Source organism: Vibrio sp. 10N.247.310.17 (assembly GCF_041466605.1).
Lineage (GTDB): Bacteria > Pseudomonadota > Gammaproteobacteria > Enterobacterales > Vibrionaceae > Vibrio > Vibrio tasmaniensis_A.
This window is the reverse complement of sequence record NZ_JBFSTC010000048.1, coordinates 1-17,304: the sequence shown is the minus strand read 5'-3', so window position 1 is coordinate 17,304 and position 17,304 is coordinate 1. Positions and strand designations below refer to the sequence as shown.

Here is a 17,304-nt window from a genome sequence, read left to right as displayed (position 1 = left end):
ACCTCCAGTAAGCCCCCTAAATATCCCATAAGCTTAGAAGCAAAATTCAATTAATTCGAGTACACAAATTTGACGGTGTTTAGCTGACAAGTGGGCATTTTTTCAAGCGAGAAAGTTAATCTGGTGCTTTACTTACTGATATTCATGCTATTAGTAAATATATTCACGGATATCGTGTTTTTACTTTTTGTTTGCTGATGAACACACAGTAAACCCCGCGCTAATCACTAACGATAAAGAGCTGATATTGATGATAATTAACGTAGCAAAAAAGTTCATTTTAGCAGCTTCTGCGCTGATGCTCGGCGGTTGTGTTAGCTACAGTGTGACTGAACAAGAAATGACGAACTACCTGCAAGATTCGGTGATGTTAGAACAAGAAGTCGGTGTGCAAAACGTTATGTATGCGCAAGTCGCTGTTGATGATTTAGCGGTGCAGATTGGTAGAGCTGATACCGAGCGTGTGTCTGTTTTAGCGAACACCAATGCAAAAGTTCAGGTGTTCAATATGCCGAATATGGGGTTGGACTTGGATATCGAGTTCAGTGCGATTCCTGAATACGACAAAGAGAGCGGCGAGATTTATTTGAAATCACTGCGTTTAGAACGCTTTGAAGAAAAAGATAAACAGCTTTCGCCAGAGATTGCCAAACTACTTAAGCCTGCCGTTTCTATGATTGGTTTCGCTTTGTCCCAGTCTCCAGTTTACAAGCTCGACAGCAATAAAGTGCAAGAGTCATTGATTAAGTCATCGGAACCTAATCTTGTGATTAAAGACAATAAGCTGGTCATCGAGTTATTCGATTAACCTTTCACGTTTAGCTTAGACTCAGATTTAAAACACAATGGCTGCCGATTTGGTGGCCATTTTTGTTTGTGTTGAATCAGCAAGATTTCTGTTTTTAGGCTGTCTATCCAGCTTGTTTTCTCTGGCTCATTTATTGAATTAGCCGCGTATCTCACCTTTACTTTACTCTTGTGAGCAAGTCATCGCTTCAGTCATCAAATCATAAGAAAGAAAAGGTGAGCGAACTATGAAGAATCCAGTGATAGCGGATACCAAGCCAGTCAAAGTGGAGTTAACGGAAGGGGAGGAGTATTACTTCTGTACCTGTGGTAAATCGAAAAACCAACCTTACTGCGACGGCTCTCATGCAGGAACCGGCTTCAAACCGAAGAGTTTCGTGGCAGAGGAAACCGGCGACGCTTACCTGTGCCGCTGTAAGTATTCCAACAACTTACCTTTTTGTGATGGTACCCATAAACAGTTTACGGCTGAGCAAGTGGGGCAAGAAGGCCCAGAGGTTCATATTCAAGTGGCGAGTCCCGATCTTTCACCTGCTGCATCGGCAACCAAAGAAGAGCCAACGGTTGAATTCATTCATCAATTAGCACGAGATGGCTTATCCAAAGTGGGTCACCATGGGCCAATGACTTCAATGGGTGTTCCAAGATATCTATTGCCGCATTGGGATGATATTCAAGTGATGGTTGCTCAAATGGCGACCAAACCTCTGTTGGAACATGTGCCAGTCGGTACTGAGCTGATTATTGGGCCAAAAGCGAAAAAGCCGCTTAAATTGAACATCTCCTTGTTTGTTTCTGATATGAGTTTTGGGTCGTTATCTGAAGAAGCGAAAGTCTCTTTAGCGACAGGCGCGGAGCTGGCGGGAACGGGAATTTGCTCGGGCGAGGGCGGCATGTTACCCGAAGAGCAAGCGGCGAACTCACGTTACTTTTATGAATTAGCTAGCGCACAATTTGGTTACGATGAAGCTAAGCTAAAAAATGTCCAAGCCTTCCATTTTAAAGGTGGGCAGGGTGCTAAAACCGGAACAGGCGGTCACCTACCGGGGGCGAAGAACATTGGCAAGATAGCCGAGGTACGCGGTATTGAAGCGGGCACCGCCGCGATTTCACCACCCACCTTTGTTGATCTAAAAACCGTCGAGGATTTCAAAAATTTCGCCGATAGAGTTCGAAAGGTGACAGGCGGGATCCCAATTGGCTTTAAGTTGAGTGCCAATCATATTGAAGAGGATATTCAGTTTGCGCTTGATGCCAGTGCTGATTACATCATCTTAGATGGGCGTGGCGGTGGCACAGGCGCTGCGCCTGAAATGTTCCGAGACCATATCAGTGTTCCCACCATTCCAGCACTTGCTCGTGCCAGAGCTTATTTAGACAAGCAAGGTGTCAGTGACAGAGTCACCTTAATCATTACTGGTGGGCTTCGTGTTCCGATGGATTTTGTAAAAGCGATGGCGCTTGGCGCTGATGGTGTCGCTATCTCGAACAGTGCCATGCAGTCGATTGGTTGTGTGGCGGCGAGAATGTGTAATACCAACAATTGCCCAGCAGGCATCGCGACTCAAAAAGCCGATTTACGCCAACGCTTGAATGTCGAGAAAGCGTCGAATCAACTCAAGAACTTCTTCGAAGCTTCGAATGAATTGATGCAAGTGATGGCGAGAGCGTGCGGCCATGATCATTTAAATCAGTTTAACTCGCACGATTTAGCGACATGGAATCGAGAAATGGCGGAGTTGTCAGGCGTTACTTATTCGGGCGTTAGCCCATTAAATCAATCTAAGTAAATAACACTTCAATAAAGCACACCCACTGCATTTTTGGGTGTGCTTATTTTTGCCATGCAATACCAGTCCATATTACACCTGCTGTAATGCACTGCTTTATTAGCGTTTTTAAATTATTTCATATTTCTTGAAAATATCACTTTACCTCAAGTTAACTTGAGGTTTTATCATCCTGTTTAATCCCAAAACATCAAGTATCACCTTGTCATTTTTAAAGAAATGTTTCTAACCGAATTCGAGGGCAAATAATGAAAGTATTAGCGATTGGCGCGACCAACAGTAAAGTATCGATTAACCAACAATTGGCGGCTTATACCGCAAGCCTTGCGAACAACGCGCAAGTTGAAGTGCTTGATCTTAATGATTTTGAAATGCCGATTTACAGTGAAGACAGAGAAAAGGCGTCGGGTATTCACCAGCACGCGCAGCGCTTTTTTAGCAAGATTGGCGAAGCAGATGCTGTCGTCATTTCGTTTGCAGAATACAACGGTTCATACACCGCAGCCTTTAAGAATGTGTTTGATTGGACATCACGAATCGACATGAAAGTGTATCAAGGCAAACCTGTTGTTATGCTCTCCACATCACCAGGCCCAGGCGGCGCAAGCTCTGTGTTGTCGTCTGCGGTAAATTCGGCACCTTACTTTGACGCAGATGTGAAGGGTTCGATGTCGGTGCCGAGTTTCTACGACAACTTTAATGTAGAAACGGGTGAGATCATCAATGCCGAAATAGTAGAGAACTTGAAATCGATCATGAGTCAGATTTAGAGAGCGAGAACACGACAATAAAACAAAGCAGCAATTTGCGTGGTTTCTTTTCATTGCGCCCGTTGTCAAAGTTTAAGGACATTAACTGGTTAAGGTAACAATAGGTCGTTATTCTAAAGTTAAAGTAAGCTTTAAATATTTATGATCTCAAGGATAGTGTAACAATGAGAAACATCGTATACCTCACCATAGGCCAGTTGGCAGAGCGCAGTGGCGTGGCTCCTTCGGCCTTACGTTTTTACGAAACCAAAGGGTTGATTGCTTCGATTCGTACTAACGGAAATCAACGCCGGTATCAGTCGGCGATGTTGAGACGAATTGCGTTGATACAAGTCGCGCAGTCGATAGGCTTCACGCTCGAAGAGATCACCGAAGAGTTATCAACACTGCCAATGAACCATACCGCGACTAAGCGAGATTGGGAACGCGTTGCGAAGAAATGGCAGGGGCAACTGGACAGCAAGATGGCGCAGATTAAATCGCTACAAGAAAACCTAACTGGTTGTATTGGTTGCGGGTGTTTGAGTATGCAGAAATGCCAATTGTTGAACCCTGAAGATATTCTGCATGACCAAGGACAGGGCGCACAACGCATTGTTGATTAGACTAACTGAGTTCCTGAAAGACATGGAGCAACGGGCTAAGTTTTAGCTTTTGCTCAATGGGTTAAGCAACAGTTGTGGCCGAATAGCGTGCCTAGACAATCACGAATTATAGGTCTAGTTTATGTGGTTCTTTCAATAAAAGAAGAGGTTAGTTATGTTCAGCCATGTTTTTCTCGGTACCAAAGATATTGAACGCGCGAAGGCTTTTTATGACCCAATCATGAAAGTGCTTGGTTATAGCGAAGGTTCTGTTGATCCCAAAGGGCGCTGTGTTTACGTTAGCCAAACGGGTGTGTTGGGTTTAACGAAGCCGATTGATGGTCAGCCTGCGACTCACGGCAACGGTATGACGGTGGGTTTTCTTGCATCCTCCCCAGAAGTTGTAGATGAGTGGCATCGTGTTGGCGTCGAAAATGGCGGTACCAGTATTGAAAATGGCCCCGGAGCGAGAGGTTCTGACGAGCGTCGCTTGTACATGGCTTATTTGCGAGATCCTGATGGAAACAAGATCTGTGCAACTCACTTTATGCCATAGTGGCGTATGCTTATACCATAATGGCTTATACCATAATGGCTTATACCATAATGGCTTATACTTAGATGACATGGACTGTTAAGGATCGCTGGCGAATGCGAAGAACCAACAAAATGACACCTAATGAACTGTTTTATGAAAGCTTTGAGCGTTGCAGGATCGATGAAGAATTTCTAGAAACATTTTTGGCGGACTTCTGCGAACACAACCCTAGGTTTTCAGAGCGATTTGAAAACATAGGGTTAGAGCAACAAACCAAGATGCTTAAAGCTTCAATCATCCTTATCTATAACTCTGCAGGTCTGCCGAGCGTACGAAACTCGGTGAGAAAGCTTGGGAAGCGACATAAAGATTTAGGCATGGATATTTCTGAGCAAGAGCTCAACGAGTGGTTTAATTCCTTGCTCAATACGGTTAAAAAATACGATCCACTTTATGATGAAAATGTCGAACAAGCTTGGGCACATACCTTGGAAACAGGACTTGCTATCATGAAGAAAGAGTGTGTAGTCTGAATCAAAAAATGTACAAAGTAAGCCCCACACAACAAGAGGCTTACTTTTTTATCGACTCAATTAAAAGGTAAAGCCTGCTTGGATACTCAGTACCGACTCAGCGGTATACCAAACAGTACTTCCGCCGAACTCATACCAATCAAATCCAGCTCGAGTCACAAACTTGGAGTGGCCGAAAACTGGTTTTAGTGACTTGTATTCTGCGCCGATGCCGTAAGTTAAGCCAAAATCACCATGGGACCCTTTGTGGACTTCATTATTATCGCTAGATCGGAACACCAATTTGGTATCTGAGTGTGCGTAAAACGCGCCCGCCTTACCATAAACAGCAAAGTTTTCGCTGAAGCTGTGCTTATACATAGGTGTTAATGAAAGCATTAAAGAATCGAACTCTTGCTCTGTTTGAAGCACCTTGTCACCATTATAGCTAGTAGACTTATCGTCAGTGCTGATAACAAGTAACGTCGATTCAATATACCAATTGCTTTGAACGATCTGGCTACCTAACGTGAATTGAGCGCCAACGTCACCGCTATCCATACCTACACCACCTAATGTGTACATTTCGTTTGATGCGAAAGCTGAAGTTGATGCGATCCCCGTAACTGAGGCAATCGTAAGAGCCGCTAAGACTAATTTTTTCATTGTTTTTACTCTGGTTTGTAAATTTCGGGAGAGGATTTTAGCGGCATTTTCAAAATAAAAAACACTGTTCGAATGGGCGATGGTAAGATTAAATGAAGATTAAATATCTCAAAACATAAGCCTGTATTTCCATGATCTAAAATTACAATTTTTTAGATGGATCAAATGCGCGGTGTGCGAGAGTTAGTCTATGATTTAATGGGTTTTCTATGAGGGAGGGCGGTGTATGTTTCACGCAGAAAAACCTCTGGCGACGGAGGTCATCACCAGAGATAAGAATCATTCGAGGCTTACGTTTTAATTGAAATTAAATCCAAATGACCAATGTTGGGTTGGCATTGGATTGGCCGAGGTTCTAACACGTTACGATAATCGGATTAAAAGTGAGCAGCCCAACCAATCAGGAACCCTTGCGATGCGGTATCGTATTCAAAGGTACCTTTATTTTCGTAATCAACCCAAGTGGATTTGTATGCGATGTTTAAGTCAGACCAACTGTTTATCTGGTATCGAGCGCCAGTTAACAGAGATGAGGTAAAGTCGGTATCGCTTCCAAGGCCCATATCTAAGCTTGTATGCACAGTCCAATTTTTGTTGAGCTCCTTGGTCCAACGAACGCCTATCAGATAATCAATCCAATCTTCTTCTAAAGATCTTGAATTCAGGGTTGTCCCGCTGTTTGTGTAGAGTTTGGAATCAATATCGTTATCCCACCAGCGTAATCCAACCATATAATCAATGGTACCAATGTCGTATTGGTAGCGTTTAAAGCCTTTTGCTTCTAAAACGCCTTGTCTGATCTCAAGCTTGCCATTAAGAATGCCTGCGTTACCGATGATTGAATCTGATTTTCCGCTCAGTTTCATGTAGCTGTAGTCAACGTAATAACCCCACTGGTTGCTATAGACCCCCTCTAGTCGAAGCATTGCTCCCATATCCAAATGATCCATGATGAACGCTGGATCAACATCGACATCTGTAGACAAATCACCAATGGTGCTGTCTCCGCGGATGTTGAGTGCGAGTGCGTAAATTTCGAAGCTATGTTGCCACTTTTTTGTATCCGTTTGTGTGCTTGCTTCCTGAGCATTTACGGTTGAGCTGGCAGCCAATGCTGATGCGAGTAGGTAATGCCATTTAGCCATATTGATATCCTTATCTTCGATGTGAAATAGCACGAATGTGAATGTGTGTTTTAACTATCCATTTTTCACATATGCAACTTGTATATTGCTGATTGTAGACTATGTTTTTTGAAAAGAGCCAAATTGAAAGAGTAAGGATATGAAGCAACAAAGCATTTTTTTGTTCGTTGCTGTTTTGGGTTTAACACCGATTGCGTTGTCGTACGGTTATGCCCCCGTTGTCTCCCTTGATTATCTTTTCGGAATTGATGCTAGCCCTATTAATGTCACTCATATCTTTCGTGCTGTGATGGGGTTGTACTTAGCGTTGGCTCTGTTTTGGATAGTAGGGGCGTTACTAAAGAAATACCGACTGCCAGCACTCTACAGTTTGGTGGTCTTCATGTTGGGTTTGGCTGCCGGCCGAGTCATTAGTTTGTTGATAGATGGCATGCCTCACTGGCTACTTGTCGTCTATCTACTATTGGAGCTTGGCTTTGGTTTGGTAGGAATAAAAATGGTTCACAAAGAGCAATCTGAAACAGTATAAGGACATTCTATGAAAAGGATTTTCCACCTTGTTGTGATGAGTAGCTTTTCGCTATCAGCATGGTCAGCACAAGAGCAACCGAATATTTTTGTTATCTTCACGGATGATATTGGAATATCAAACCTGAGTGCTTATCACAATGGTGTGATGAGCAGCGAAACACCGAACATCGATAGTATTGCTGAAAAGGGCATGCTATTAACGGATTACTATGCTCAACCTTCTTGTACGGCGGGTCGTTCTGCATTCTTAACGGGTCAACTCCCTGTTCGAACAGGCATGCACTCAGTTGGGTTACCGGGTGGCCCAGTTGGTTTAAGTGCCGACACGCCAACGCTTCCTGAAATCCTTAAAACCATGGGTTATGTCACGGGGCAGTTTGGCAAAAACCACCTTGGTGATAGAGATGAATTCTTACCGACAATGCACGGTTTTGATGAGTATTGGGGTTGGTTGTATCACTTGAATGCAATGGAATACACAGAAGATCCAGATTGGCCAAAAGATGGATCTTTGGATGCGTTTGCACCTCGTAATGTTATTTATGCAAGATCAGACGGTAAAGGTGGTCAAACGATTGAAGACGATGGTGCATTGTCGATCGAGCGAATGCGTACACTCGACGATGAAGTAAATAAACACGCGATCAACTTCATCGAAAGGGCGGTTGAAGCGGATAAGCCATTCTTCACTTGGTACTGTCCATCACGTGGTCACGTTTGGACGCACCTGTCACCTGAATACGAAGCTATGCTTGGCCAAAACGGTTGGGGACTTCAAGAAGTGGTCATGAAAGATCTTGATGACCATGTTGGTGAAATGATGGCCAAAATGGAAGAACTCGGTATTGCCGACAACACCATCATCATATTCACTGCCGATAACGGCCCTGAGATCATGACTTGGCCAGATGGCGGTATGACACCTTATCACGGTGAGAAAGGCACAACTTGGGAAGGTGGCGTAAGAGCCCCTGCACTGGTTAGCTGGCCGGGTAAAATCCCAGCGGGTACTGTAGGCAATGGCATCTTTGATGGTATGGATTGGTTACCCACTCTTGTCGCTGCGGCTGGTGGTCCAACGGATCTAAAAGAAAAACTGCTGAAAGGTCACGATGGCTTTAAAGCGCACCTTGATGGTTACAACCAAGTGGATATGCTGACTGAGAAAGGCGAGTCAAACCGTAAAGAGATCTACTACTACGAACGAGACAAGCTGCAAGCGGTTCGTGTTGGTGATTGGAAGGCGCACTTTGTGGTCCAAAATCATGGCTGGAGTGGTCCGAAAGAGGAGCTAAATGCACCATTATTGTTTAACTTACGTCGTGACCCATACGAGCGAGCGGCGGAAGAGTCGGGCATGTACCTAAAATGGATGGGACAAAAAATGTGGGCATTTGGCCCGGCACAAGCTGCTGTCCAACAACATCTAGCAACCTTCCAAGAGTGGCCTCCAGTAACGCCTGATTCTCCGGCAGAGAAGACCGGTGGTGTAGGTAACTAGTTAGATATCATAAAAAATCCCGCTCACACTGAGCGGGATTTTTGTTTGAAAGCGTCTTAACGTTGGTTCTATTTTAGCGTCGTTTTTCGTTCAATGAACTTCACTGGCACCATCAGCTTAACCAAGCTCGTGTCTTGCTCTTGAATCTGGCTAACGACAATTTTCACTGATTCACGTGCAAGGCGTCTGAAATCTTGCTTGAAGGTAGTGAGTTGGTAGTTCAACCATTGAGTCTGTGGGATATCATCAAAACCAATCACTTGAAGATCTTCTGGAATACGCAGGTTAAATTCTAAGCGCGCCACATCCATTACTGCCATCGCGAGGTTATCTGTCGCACAGAAAATCGCTTGAGGATGTGTGGGTTCTGAAAACAGAGTCCGAATGGTATCTAGAGCATCAAGGTAGTCATAGTCAGCTTCAATAACACGAGCTTGCTTGCCTGTTAGATCTTCGAATTCTGAGCAAAAGCCCGATTCGCGCTCGCCGTTGGTGTAGGTTGGCACGTTACCTGTCAGGTAAACCGCTGACTTTGTTCCTACGCTATGTAAATGCTGAGCGGCGACTTGGCCAGCGGCGTAATTGTCGCTCACCACATGGCTACTCTTAGTCCCTTCAACAACACGTGCAAACTGGACGATAGGGATGTCGAACTCTTCACACTCTTCATAAAGCGACTTATTAAAGGTCGCGGAAGCAGCAATTACGCCATCAACTCGGTATTGGAAGATATTAGGAATCGAGTGGTTGTCGTTTCCATCAACTTGCCAAGGAATCAATACCGCAGAGTAACCCTGCTTTTGTAGCTCAGTAGAGATAAGCTGCAGAGTTTTCATGTGGATAGGGTAGTCGGCATCTGGGAAAACTAAGCCAATCAATTTGGACTCATTTGTCGTCAGACTGCGGGCAAAGGCATTGGGACGATAATTCAACGATTTTGCTGCATCGAACACTTTTTGCTTGGTCTTTTCAGACACTGAACTGCCCGGGACAAATACACGAGATACAGTTGATTGAGAAACGCCAGCAAGTTTAGCGACATCTTTAGAGGTGACGGTTGGCTTTGACGCCGTGGAGTGTTTTGGAGAGCTCATAGACCATACTTTTGAACCAAATTGATTGTGCATAGAGTAACATAATTAGGTACGTACTCAAAAATACAATATGCCATGATTGAATGAAAATAAGGGTTAATAGAGAGTGTTGAATATTATTCTGGGTATGACCCAAAAAAGCTCTGCGTTAAATAGCAGAGCTTTGTTTAAAGAATTTATGAATCGACTAACTGGGCGTTAGAAGTAGTAACGAATACCTGCAGCGAATTGGTCGTCTCTGTTTTCGAATTTATTGCCAACGAGCTGATCTTTACCTAGGTCGAATTGGTACTCAGTCCAAACTAGGAATTTGTTCTTCTGGAAGTGGTATTCAACACCAGGAATAAGCAGGTTACGCTCATAGCCATCTGTTTGGTCATCACGATCTTCCATGTAGTTGTAGTTCAACGTAGGGCGTAGGCCATTGTCGAAGTGGTAGTACGTGTAGATTTCACCACCTAGGGTATCGAACATTACATCCGTACCGCCTTGGCTTACAGCTTCCCAGTTTTCGCCAACATGGAAAGTGGCACTTGCGTAGAAGCCACCGTTGCTGTAGTTCGCACCTAATAGCATGATGCGCATGTTGTCGCCATTTTCTACGCCAACCACGCCTGAGTCTAGGTCTGCAACTTCATTTTGGTGGTAAGCTGCACCAAGTGTTACACCATCAACCGGTTTGTAAGTGATTGACGCGCCCATACCGTTTTTCAATGAAGCTGTCGCATTACTCGCTAGTGCCACTTCTTCACGTGTCGTTTGGTAAGTGAAGCCGTAGCTTACTTGGTCGTTGATTGAGTTACGGTAAGTAATGGAGTTTTCTGCTCGACCTGTACCAGATGCAATACCCCAGTCAGATAGGTTGTAGTAACCAGAACCACGTGAACCAAACACACGACCCATATCGGTAAACCAAGCCACATCGTAGAAGGTAGACCACTGCTTAGTACCTGCTGCGATCTTGCCGTATTTCTCGTGCTCTACGCCTGCGTATAGAAGTCGGTCGTAAATGTTATCGCCGTTAGCGCCCGAGTTATAACCCCATTCGGCATGGCCAAAGCCAGTCCAATCGTTGTCTAGTCCCATTTGACCTTTAAGGCCGAAACGAGAACTACCGCTGTTCCATTCGCCATTATGATCGCCACCTTTGTCTTGGTAACGAACGTCGAAACGACCGTCTAAAGTAAGGCTATCGCCCGCGTCATTGGTAAAAGTGTGTGCAGCAAAAGCTGAACCTGATGTAAGTGCCGTCAGGATCACTGCAGAAAGTATCGACTTGTTCATTGTTGTTCTCTTTATTCAGGCCGCAGAAAGCCACCGTGCTTTCAAGCCCGTTATATAGGTAATGGTTTGGCAGGGTGTGCCCATCCGTGAGGCACAAGTTGGTTATCTTGGGTGGAGCAAGTTGCCGAGGGCGAGAAGGAGCCCTCGGCAGTCATGCCTGCCTAGCGTAGGTAAGGACTAGGTAGGCAATAGGACATGGTTACAGCGTAGGGTTCATGATAGATGAAGTACGTTCGAACACGTCCAGACCTTGCTGTTGTAGCCAGTAAGGAAGGTCGATAAGAACCCAGTTCTCAGACAGTTTGTCGCCGTCACGGTAGTACACGTCAACCACTTGCATGTTTGCGCGTACTTCGCCGCCAGTCATACCTAGGAAGCCACCTGTTGGTGTGTTTGATAGGTTTGGCCAACCGAAGAAACAAGAGAAGTTACCTTCAGCGAAACGACAAACGTGACCGTTGAACTTCTTGTCTTTCAGGTTGTTACGGAAAGGAAGTTGGTGTTGCTGTTGGTAGCGAGGAATTGTGTAAGACGCGCCGATACCACATGGACCGTACCAAATCATGTCTTTTGACCAGCTCTTCGCTAGTACTTCTGGTGGGCAACCCATCGCGCCGCTATCGTTAAGAGCAGACAGGTCATCAACCATTTTGTTTACTAGAGCAAGAGTCGCAACGCCTTCTTCTGGAGCCGCATCTTCGAATAGCAGACCATCGTGGTTACGTGGGCCAGGGTAAACGAAGTGCTTACCAGTTGATGGTGGAAGTGGGTAGCAACCCGCTTGATCCATCATGCCTAGAAGGTCTAGGAACAGGCCTGTCTTAGTGATTTTGCCGTCAACCACACAGTTAAACTCTGCGTAGCGAACGTTCATGATCTTGCCAGTAGGGCGCATGCCTAGGTATTCAGCGTCGAATAGACCCATGAAGTGACCCATGCTCATTACCCAAATCTCATCTGGGTTAACTTCGTTGTTACCACCGATGAAGATATCTTGACGACGCTGCATGCGAGTCATTGACTTCATCATTGGCGCCCAGAATACGTCAGCCGCTGCTTGTGCGCCTTCTTGCTCGCGGAATGGGTAAACACCGCGCCACAAGTAATCTTCAGACGTGTGCGCTTTTAAAACTTCAGCAACGTTCTCGTGTGTTGCGTTTTCGATAGCGTCAAAGTAATCGCGAACAATGCGTTTAGCTTCTTGATATTTAGACATAGTAAATTCTCTTTTTTGTTGTCGAGCCAACATTCGGAACAGGACTCGATTTGGATTTTGTTACCGGCTGACTTCTCAGCCGGATTGATGTTTATTTCGTGTCTTTAGAGGTCTTCAACTTCTAGAGGGTTTCAACTAAAGGGGATTAAGCTTTTGCTGTTTCCGCTTTTTTGCTCTTGTCGAAAATGCCGCCTTTCAATGTTTCTGGTAGAGATAGCCACAGTAGACCCGCTAGAATCCATACGATTGGCGAGCCCCACATTGCCGTTGCAAGGTCGCTGCGCTCTTGGATGAATACCAACACCATTGGTGCCCACATGCCGATGATACGACCACCGTGGAACAGAGCTGCACCGAAGCTACGTAGGTGAGCTGGGAACAACTCAGAGAAGTAGCCACCCCATACCGCAGAAGCAGACAGACCGAAGTTGTAGATAAGGCCTAGGATAGCCAGCATGTTTAGGCTGCCGATCATCACGTCGCTTGGTGCTACGAAGAAGACTGAAGCCATGACACCCGCAAGGATGAAACCAAACGCGTTCACTTTACGGCCGTATTTGTCGGCGATTGCACCCCATACCCAAGCACCGAATAGAGAACCGAATGCTGAGATAGAGAAGATGATGCCGATAGTTGAACCGTCAAATTGGCGAACTTCTTTCAGGTACGTTGTCACGAAGCCAGAGAAGAATTGGTAGCCATAGAAGTTAAGGCCAGCCAGTAGTAGACAAGTAATGGTTAGCTTGCGGTAAGGCGCGCTAAGCATTTCACCCCAAGAACCTTTCTTCGCTGGTTTATTCGATGCTTCAGCCGCGGCTTGATCTTCTTCACCGTAAGCGATCACTTTCTTGTCGCTAGGCAGGATGAAGATCATCAGTGCTGCAGCAACTAGAGGAGGAATACCACCCACCCACATTAGGCTCTGCCAAGGTGCATCAACGCTAGAAATGAACGCTGCGTACGCACCCATTGCCATCAGAGCAACCGAGAACATAGAAGAAGCGAATGCGGTTAACTTACCGCGAACCGTTGGTGTAAATAGGCCGATCATCAGGCTTACCGCTACCGTGAAGTAACCACCTAAAGAAATACCGATGATGAAACGCATTGCTGCCCACATCGCGTAGTCAGTAAACATCATGTTGATGATGGTTGCGCCACCGTTCAGTGCAGTGATGACAATAAGAGTCGATTTCTTACCAAAGTTTGATGCCACCCATGCACAGCTCAGAGCACCAATAAGTGCACCAACCGACTGCCATGTATAGAACTGAGCGGTATCCGCCAAGTTAATACCATCATACGCATCAACGATGTAGGGGCGTACGTAGTCAATAATTACAAAGTTATAACAATAGAAAAAGTAGCCAACTAGAATTGCTAGATAAGCAGCTACCCTTTGAATCATAGGAACTTCGCTCATGTGTTTTTTAGTAGTCATGACCGATAAACCTTTATTTTTTATAGGGTGTTTTTAGTTTTGATTATTGTGCAGTGGTTATTGATGTTCACTACACCGTCTTCGTTTCGGGAGAGATAATAGAATTTTTGTGGTTATTAGATCCGTGATCAAAGTCAATTTTAAAATGAGTGCGTACCCATTTTGTGCATTTTAGTGATCTTGATCTCATTAGATCGTTGTTTTGGGACTTTTTGGCCATTTAGAGTGTTTAATCATCTATCTTAGTGACAATACTCACACTTATTGTGGGTTTTTGAGGGAAAATATACATTTTTGAGTACTATTAGCGGCGAATGAATTGCGAAATATAATAAACGGAATCTAAAAATGGTTACGTACTCAAGTTTTGTGGTTATTGCTCTTTATGTACTAACTACTCTATTTATCAGTTACTTAGTGAATAAGCGTTATAGCGTTGGTGGCGATTTCTCAACGGGCGGAAAACAATTTGGTTGGTTTACGGCAGGTGTGTCGATTCTTGCAACCTACATCAGTGCGATGACGTTCGTGGGCATGCCGGGCTGGGTTTATAGCTCAGGCATGGAAGCGATGAGCGTCCATTTGAATTACCCAATAGTGATCTTTTTCGCTGTGGTTTTCTTTGTCCCGGTGTTTTACAAACTCGGCCTGACTTCGATTTATGAATACCTAGAGCACCGCTTTGGCGTTGTTGCTCGCACGATCAACTCTATCGTGTTTATTGTGGTTCAGTGTATTTCGGCTGGGGTAATTTTGTATGCAGTTGCACTGATCTTGGTGCAAGTGTTGCCGGTGAGTATCTCCGAGGCAATCATCTACATCAGCTTATTTACCGCTTTGTATACCTATGCGGGCGGTATCTCGACTGTCATATGGACAGACATGTTGCAGTCGGCGGTGCTGATCATCGGCAGCATTGCGATCTTTGCTTTATTGCTGATGAAGATTGATGCAGGGGAGGTGTTGTCTCCCGAACATCTGAATATCATCAACCTTGATTTTGACTTGGGTGTTGATACCACATTGTGGGCAGGCGTAGTGGCAGTGAGCTTCTTACACTTGAGTGTGTATGGTACTAACCAACTGATTATTCAAAGAACATTGGCAACGAAGAACGTGAAGACAGCACAAAAATCCATGCTGCTTTGTGGTTACGGCGCGTTCTTTATTTATCTGTTTTTCTCGGTAATGGGCGTTCTATTGAGTGTCTTTTATCAAGAGCAAAGCTTTGAAAACAGCAACGAAGTAATTCTCGATTTTGTGTTTAACCATACCAACCCAATCATTGTTGGTTTGGTGATTTCCGCACTATCGGCAGCGGCTATGTCGACACTGGATTCTACTTATAACTCAATGGCGACAGTCGCAACGTTCGATTTCTATAAGCGCTTTTTCCGTAAGAAAGCTTCCGATGCACATTATGAATCGGTGGCAAGAAAGATGAGCTTGGTTGCTGCGGCTTCAGTTGTAGTACCTGCTTTGTTGGCGGTTTCTAACGAATCTGTGCTTAAGACGATTGCGAGCCTGACGTCCATTTTTGTCGGTATTCGTCTTGGCTCTTTCATCCTGGGTTTGTTCTTCAAACAAGCGAATGAGAAAGGGGTGATTGCAGGCAGTATTGGCAGCGTAGCTGTGGTGTTCATTGCTAAATACAGTGGCATCTCTTGGCCTTGGTTTGCCTTGATTGGCACTGTGGTTTTCTTAGTGTTAGGTGTTGTTGTGAGTCGTTTCTGGGGAGAAGTAACCGAGCAACAAAATGAATTTATAGCCAAGCAAAAGCATTTGTTTGCAAAGCCTACCGCGAGTCATTACGGCTTGTTGGTGTTCGCTGTTGTGACGATTGCTTCTTGTACTGTTATTCCTGATTGGCTTTATGCCGCTCTTTCTTAATTGACCGATTTTTTACTGGTATATCTATGTTATCGATCTTTGATATCTACAAAATTGGTGTTGGGCCATCGAGCTCTCACACCAACGGCCCAATGATTGCGGGTTTTCATTTCACACAATTAATCGCTGATAGAATCGCAGATGTGACGCGTGTTCAGGTGGATTTATACGGTTCTTTGTCATTGACTGGCATAGGTCACCACACCGACAGAGCAACCATCTTGGGTTTACTTGGAAATAAGCCAGACACGATTAAGATCACCAGCGCTAATGAAGCGATGCGTCTTGCTATCGATAGTGGTGAAATGCAGCTGAGTGGCCATCACACCATTGGTTTCAACTACGAAACCGACATGTTGTTCCACGAAGACAATCTGCCTCTACATGAAAATGGCATGATGATTACTGCGTTTGACCAAAGTGGAAGCGTAATTGTTGATGAAACTTACTATTCGATTGGCGGCGGTTTTATCGCAACCGCGGATGAACTGCAAAATGGCACTCAAACCCAAGCAGTAGAAGTCCCGTTTCCATTCAAAAATGCCGATGAAATGCTGAGAAAAGCAGAAGACAGCGGCATGAGCTTGGGTGGCATGATTCTGAAAAACGAAGCGGCTTTCCAAGGCGATGATGTTATTTCAGAAAAGGCCGATCAAATCTGGCGAGTAATGACTCGCTGCATGGAACGCGGATTTGAAACCGAAGGCATTCTTGATGGAGGTTTGAATGTCACTCGCCGTGCGCCGAACTTGTTGAAGAAGCTTGAAGCGAATGCGGCCGTTGAAAACGATCCAATGGAAATCATGGATTGGATTAACTTGTTCGCCTTTGCGGTGAGTGAAGAAAATGCGGCTGGTGGCCAAGTGGTGACATCACCAACTAATGGTGCCGCGGGCGTTATTCCAGCCGTATTGATGTATTACCATCGCTTCATTAAAGAGTTGAATACTAAGCAGTTAAAAGACTTCTTAGCCGTATCGGGTGCGATTGGTATTTTGTACAAAACCAACGCTTCTATTTCTGGTGCGGAAGTAGGGTGCCAAGGTGAAGTGGGCGTATCGTCTTCTATGGCGGCAGCGGGTTTAACGGCACTACGCGGCGGCAGCAACGAGCAGATTTGTATTGCAGCAGAGATTGCGATGGAGCATTCACTCGGTATGACGTGTGATCCGATTGGTGGCTTGGTACAAGTGCCATGTATTGAACGAAATGCGATGGGTTCCATGAAGGCGATTAATGCTTCACGAATGGCACTCAAACGTAACAGCAAAAGCCTGATTTCATTGGATAAGGTTATCGCTACTATGTATCAGACGGGTAAAGACATGAATAAGAAGTATCGTGAAACGTCTCTAGGTGGTTTGGCGCTGATTCATTTAGCTCACCCTTGTGAATAGCAAGCGTAAATAAACGATATCTGTTTCAAAATAACAAAGCCCAGCCCCTAAGTTTTAGAAATCTAGGGAGCTGGGCTTTTATTTGGTTCATCGCGGATTAGCGGGAACTTAAAACAAAAACGGTAGTAAGTGATATGG

Annotated in this window: 16 protein-coding genes; 10 read left to right on the top strand and 6 right to left on the bottom strand. The window is 44.9% G+C overall.

The annotated features are described in order from the left end of the window. Positions 1-250 precede the first annotated feature (250 nt). From AB6D80_RS14115 to AB6D80_RS14090, 6 genes are all read left to right on the top strand, one after another. Positions 251-808, top strand: a complete 558-nt coding sequence (locus AB6D80_RS14115) for a DUF1439 domain-containing protein (RefSeq protein ID WP_102249522.1) — start codon at positions 251-253, stop codon at positions 806-808. A 226-nt stretch (positions 809-1,034) separates the two neighbouring features. Continuing rightward, positions 1,035-2,597 carry a glutamate synthase-related protein gene (locus tag AB6D80_RS14110; RefSeq protein WP_372188845.1) on the top strand — a complete coding sequence of 521 codons (1,563 nt, stop codon included), beginning with the start codon at positions 1,035-1,037 and terminating at the stop codon, positions 2,595-2,597. Between the two features lie 248 nt (positions 2,598-2,845). Then, complete coding sequence (locus AB6D80_RS14105; RefSeq protein ID WP_372188843.1) at positions 2,846-3,367, top strand: NADPH-dependent FMN reductase; 522 nt, start codon at positions 2,846-2,848, stop codon at positions 3,365-3,367. 164 nt (positions 3,368-3,531) lie between these two features. Beyond that, positions 3,532-3,972, top strand: a complete 441-nt coding sequence (gene soxR / locus AB6D80_RS14100) for a redox-sensitive transcriptional activator SoxR (RefSeq protein WP_009847217.1) — start codon at positions 3,532-3,534, stop codon at positions 3,970-3,972. A gap of 154 nt (positions 3,973-4,126) precedes the next feature. Next, positions 4,127-4,507 carry a VOC family protein gene (locus tag AB6D80_RS14095; RefSeq protein ID WP_009847216.1) on the top strand — a complete coding sequence of 127 codons (381 nt, stop codon included), beginning with the start codon at positions 4,127-4,129 and terminating at the stop codon, positions 4,505-4,507. A 113-nt stretch (positions 4,508-4,620) separates the two neighbouring features. Then, entirely contained in the window at positions 4,621-5,022 is a 402-nt protein-coding gene (locus AB6D80_RS14090) for a globin (RefSeq protein WP_102249544.1), read from the top strand. A gap of 60 nt (positions 5,023-5,082) precedes the next feature. Here AB6D80_RS14090 and AB6D80_RS14085 read toward each other — a convergent pair whose 3' ends face one another. Next, positions 5,083-5,667 carry a hypothetical protein gene (locus AB6D80_RS14085; protein WP_372188842.1) on the bottom strand — a complete coding sequence of 195 codons (585 nt, stop codon included), beginning with the start codon at positions 5,665-5,667 and terminating at the stop codon, positions 5,083-5,085. 377 nt (positions 5,668-6,044) lie between these two features. After that, on the bottom strand, positions 6,045-6,812 hold the full coding sequence (locus AB6D80_RS14080) for a hypothetical protein (RefSeq protein WP_372188840.1): 768 nt from the start codon (positions 6,810-6,812) through the stop codon (positions 6,045-6,047). Positions 6,813-6,951: 139 nt separating this feature from the next. Here AB6D80_RS14080 and AB6D80_RS14075 point away from each other — a divergent pair, with 139 nt between their 5' ends. Beyond that, positions 6,952-7,341 carry a DUF4345 domain-containing protein gene (locus AB6D80_RS14075; RefSeq protein WP_372188838.1) on the top strand — a complete coding sequence of 130 codons (390 nt, stop codon included), beginning with the start codon at positions 6,952-6,954 and terminating at the stop codon, positions 7,339-7,341. Positions 7,342-7,350: 9 nt separating this feature from the next. Beyond that, entirely contained in the window at positions 7,351-8,844 is a 1,494-nt protein-coding gene (locus AB6D80_RS14070) for an arylsulfatase (RefSeq protein WP_372188836.1), read from the top strand. A 68-nt stretch (positions 8,845-8,912) separates the two neighbouring features. On the opposite strand, the gene AB6D80_RS14065 is transcribed toward AB6D80_RS14070, so the two are convergent. From AB6D80_RS14065 to AB6D80_RS14050, 4 genes are all read right to left on the bottom strand, one after another. Next, positions 8,913-9,938 (bottom strand): LacI family DNA-binding transcriptional regulator, encoded by a 1,026-nt coding sequence (locus tag AB6D80_RS14065; protein WP_048614684.1) that lies wholly within the window; start codon positions 9,936-9,938, stop codon positions 8,913-8,915. 198 nt (positions 9,939-10,136) lie between these two features. Next, entirely contained in the window at positions 10,137-11,222 is a 1,086-nt protein-coding gene (locus tag AB6D80_RS14060) for a porin (protein ID WP_372188834.1), read from the bottom strand. Positions 11,223-11,421: 199 nt separating this feature from the next. Continuing rightward, positions 11,422-12,438 carry a nuclear transport factor 2 family protein gene (locus AB6D80_RS14055; protein ID WP_004736372.1) on the bottom strand — a complete coding sequence of 339 codons (1,017 nt, stop codon included), beginning with the start codon at positions 12,436-12,438 and terminating at the stop codon, positions 11,422-11,424. A gap of 145 nt (positions 12,439-12,583) precedes the next feature. After that, positions 12,584-13,879 carry an MFS transporter gene (locus tag AB6D80_RS14050; protein WP_004736371.1) on the bottom strand — a complete coding sequence of 432 codons (1,296 nt, stop codon included), beginning with the start codon at positions 13,877-13,879 and terminating at the stop codon, positions 12,584-12,586. 348 nt (positions 13,880-14,227) lie between these two features. Here AB6D80_RS14050 and AB6D80_RS14045 point away from each other — a divergent pair, with 348 nt between their 5' ends. Continuing rightward, positions 14,228-15,769, top strand: a complete 1,542-nt coding sequence (locus tag AB6D80_RS14045; RefSeq protein WP_371996686.1) for a sodium:solute symporter family transporter — start codon at positions 14,228-14,230, stop codon at positions 15,767-15,769. Between the two features lie 26 nt (positions 15,770-15,795). Next, positions 15,796-17,166, top strand: a complete 1,371-nt coding sequence (locus AB6D80_RS14040) for an L-serine ammonia-lyase (RefSeq protein ID WP_371996687.1) — start codon at positions 15,796-15,798, stop codon at positions 17,164-17,166. The last annotated feature ends 138 nt before the right edge of the window (positions 17,167-17,304 follow it).

Coding starts and splice junctions, on each gene's coding strand:
- AB6D80_RS14090 (WP_102249544.1), top strand. CDS start 4,621: ATGACACCTAATGAACTGTTTTATGAAAGCTTTGAGCGTTGCAGGATC.
- AB6D80_RS14110 (WP_372188845.1), top strand. CDS start 1,035: ATGAAGAATCCAGTGATAGCGGATACCAAGCCAGTCAAAGTGGAGTTA.
- AB6D80_RS14095 (WP_009847216.1), top strand. CDS start 4,127: ATGTTCAGCCATGTTTTTCTCGGTACCAAAGATATTGAACGCGCGAAG.
- AB6D80_RS14080 (WP_372188840.1), bottom strand. CDS start 6,812: ATGGCTAAATGGCATTACCTACTCGCATCAGCATTGGCTGCCAGCTCA.
- AB6D80_RS14055 (WP_004736372.1), bottom strand. CDS start 12,438: ATGTCTAAATATCAAGAAGCTAAACGCATTGTTCGCGATTACTTTGAC.
- AB6D80_RS14050 (WP_004736371.1), bottom strand. CDS start 13,879: ATGACTACTAAAAAACACATGAGCGAAGTTCCTATGATTCAAAGGGTA.
- AB6D80_RS14105 (WP_372188843.1), top strand. CDS start 2,846: ATGAAAGTATTAGCGATTGGCGCGACCAACAGTAAAGTATCGATTAAC.
- AB6D80_RS14070 (WP_372188836.1), top strand. CDS start 7,351: ATGAAAAGGATTTTCCACCTTGTTGTGATGAGTAGCTTTTCGCTATCA.
- soxR (WP_009847217.1), top strand. CDS start 3,532: ATGAGAAACATCGTATACCTCACCATAGGCCAGTTGGCAGAGCGCAGT.
- AB6D80_RS14065 (WP_048614684.1), bottom strand. CDS start 9,938: ATGAGCTCTCCAAAACACTCCACGGCGTCAAAGCCAACCGTCACCTCT.
- AB6D80_RS14075 (WP_372188838.1), top strand. CDS start 6,952: ATGAAGCAACAAAGCATTTTTTTGTTCGTTGCTGTTTTGGGTTTAACA.
- AB6D80_RS14040 (WP_371996687.1), top strand. CDS start 15,796: ATGTTATCGATCTTTGATATCTACAAAATTGGTGTTGGGCCATCGAGC.
- AB6D80_RS14045 (WP_371996686.1), top strand. CDS start 14,228: ATGGTTACGTACTCAAGTTTTGTGGTTATTGCTCTTTATGTACTAACT.
- AB6D80_RS14085 (WP_372188842.1), bottom strand. CDS start 5,667: ATGAAAAAATTAGTCTTAGCGGCTCTTACGATTGCCTCAGTTACGGGG.
- AB6D80_RS14060 (WP_372188834.1), bottom strand. CDS start 11,222: ATGAACAAGTCGATACTTTCTGCAGTGATCCTGACGGCACTTACATCA.
- AB6D80_RS14115 (WP_102249522.1), top strand. CDS start 251: ATGATAATTAACGTAGCAAAAAAGTTCATTTTAGCAGCTTCTGCGCTG.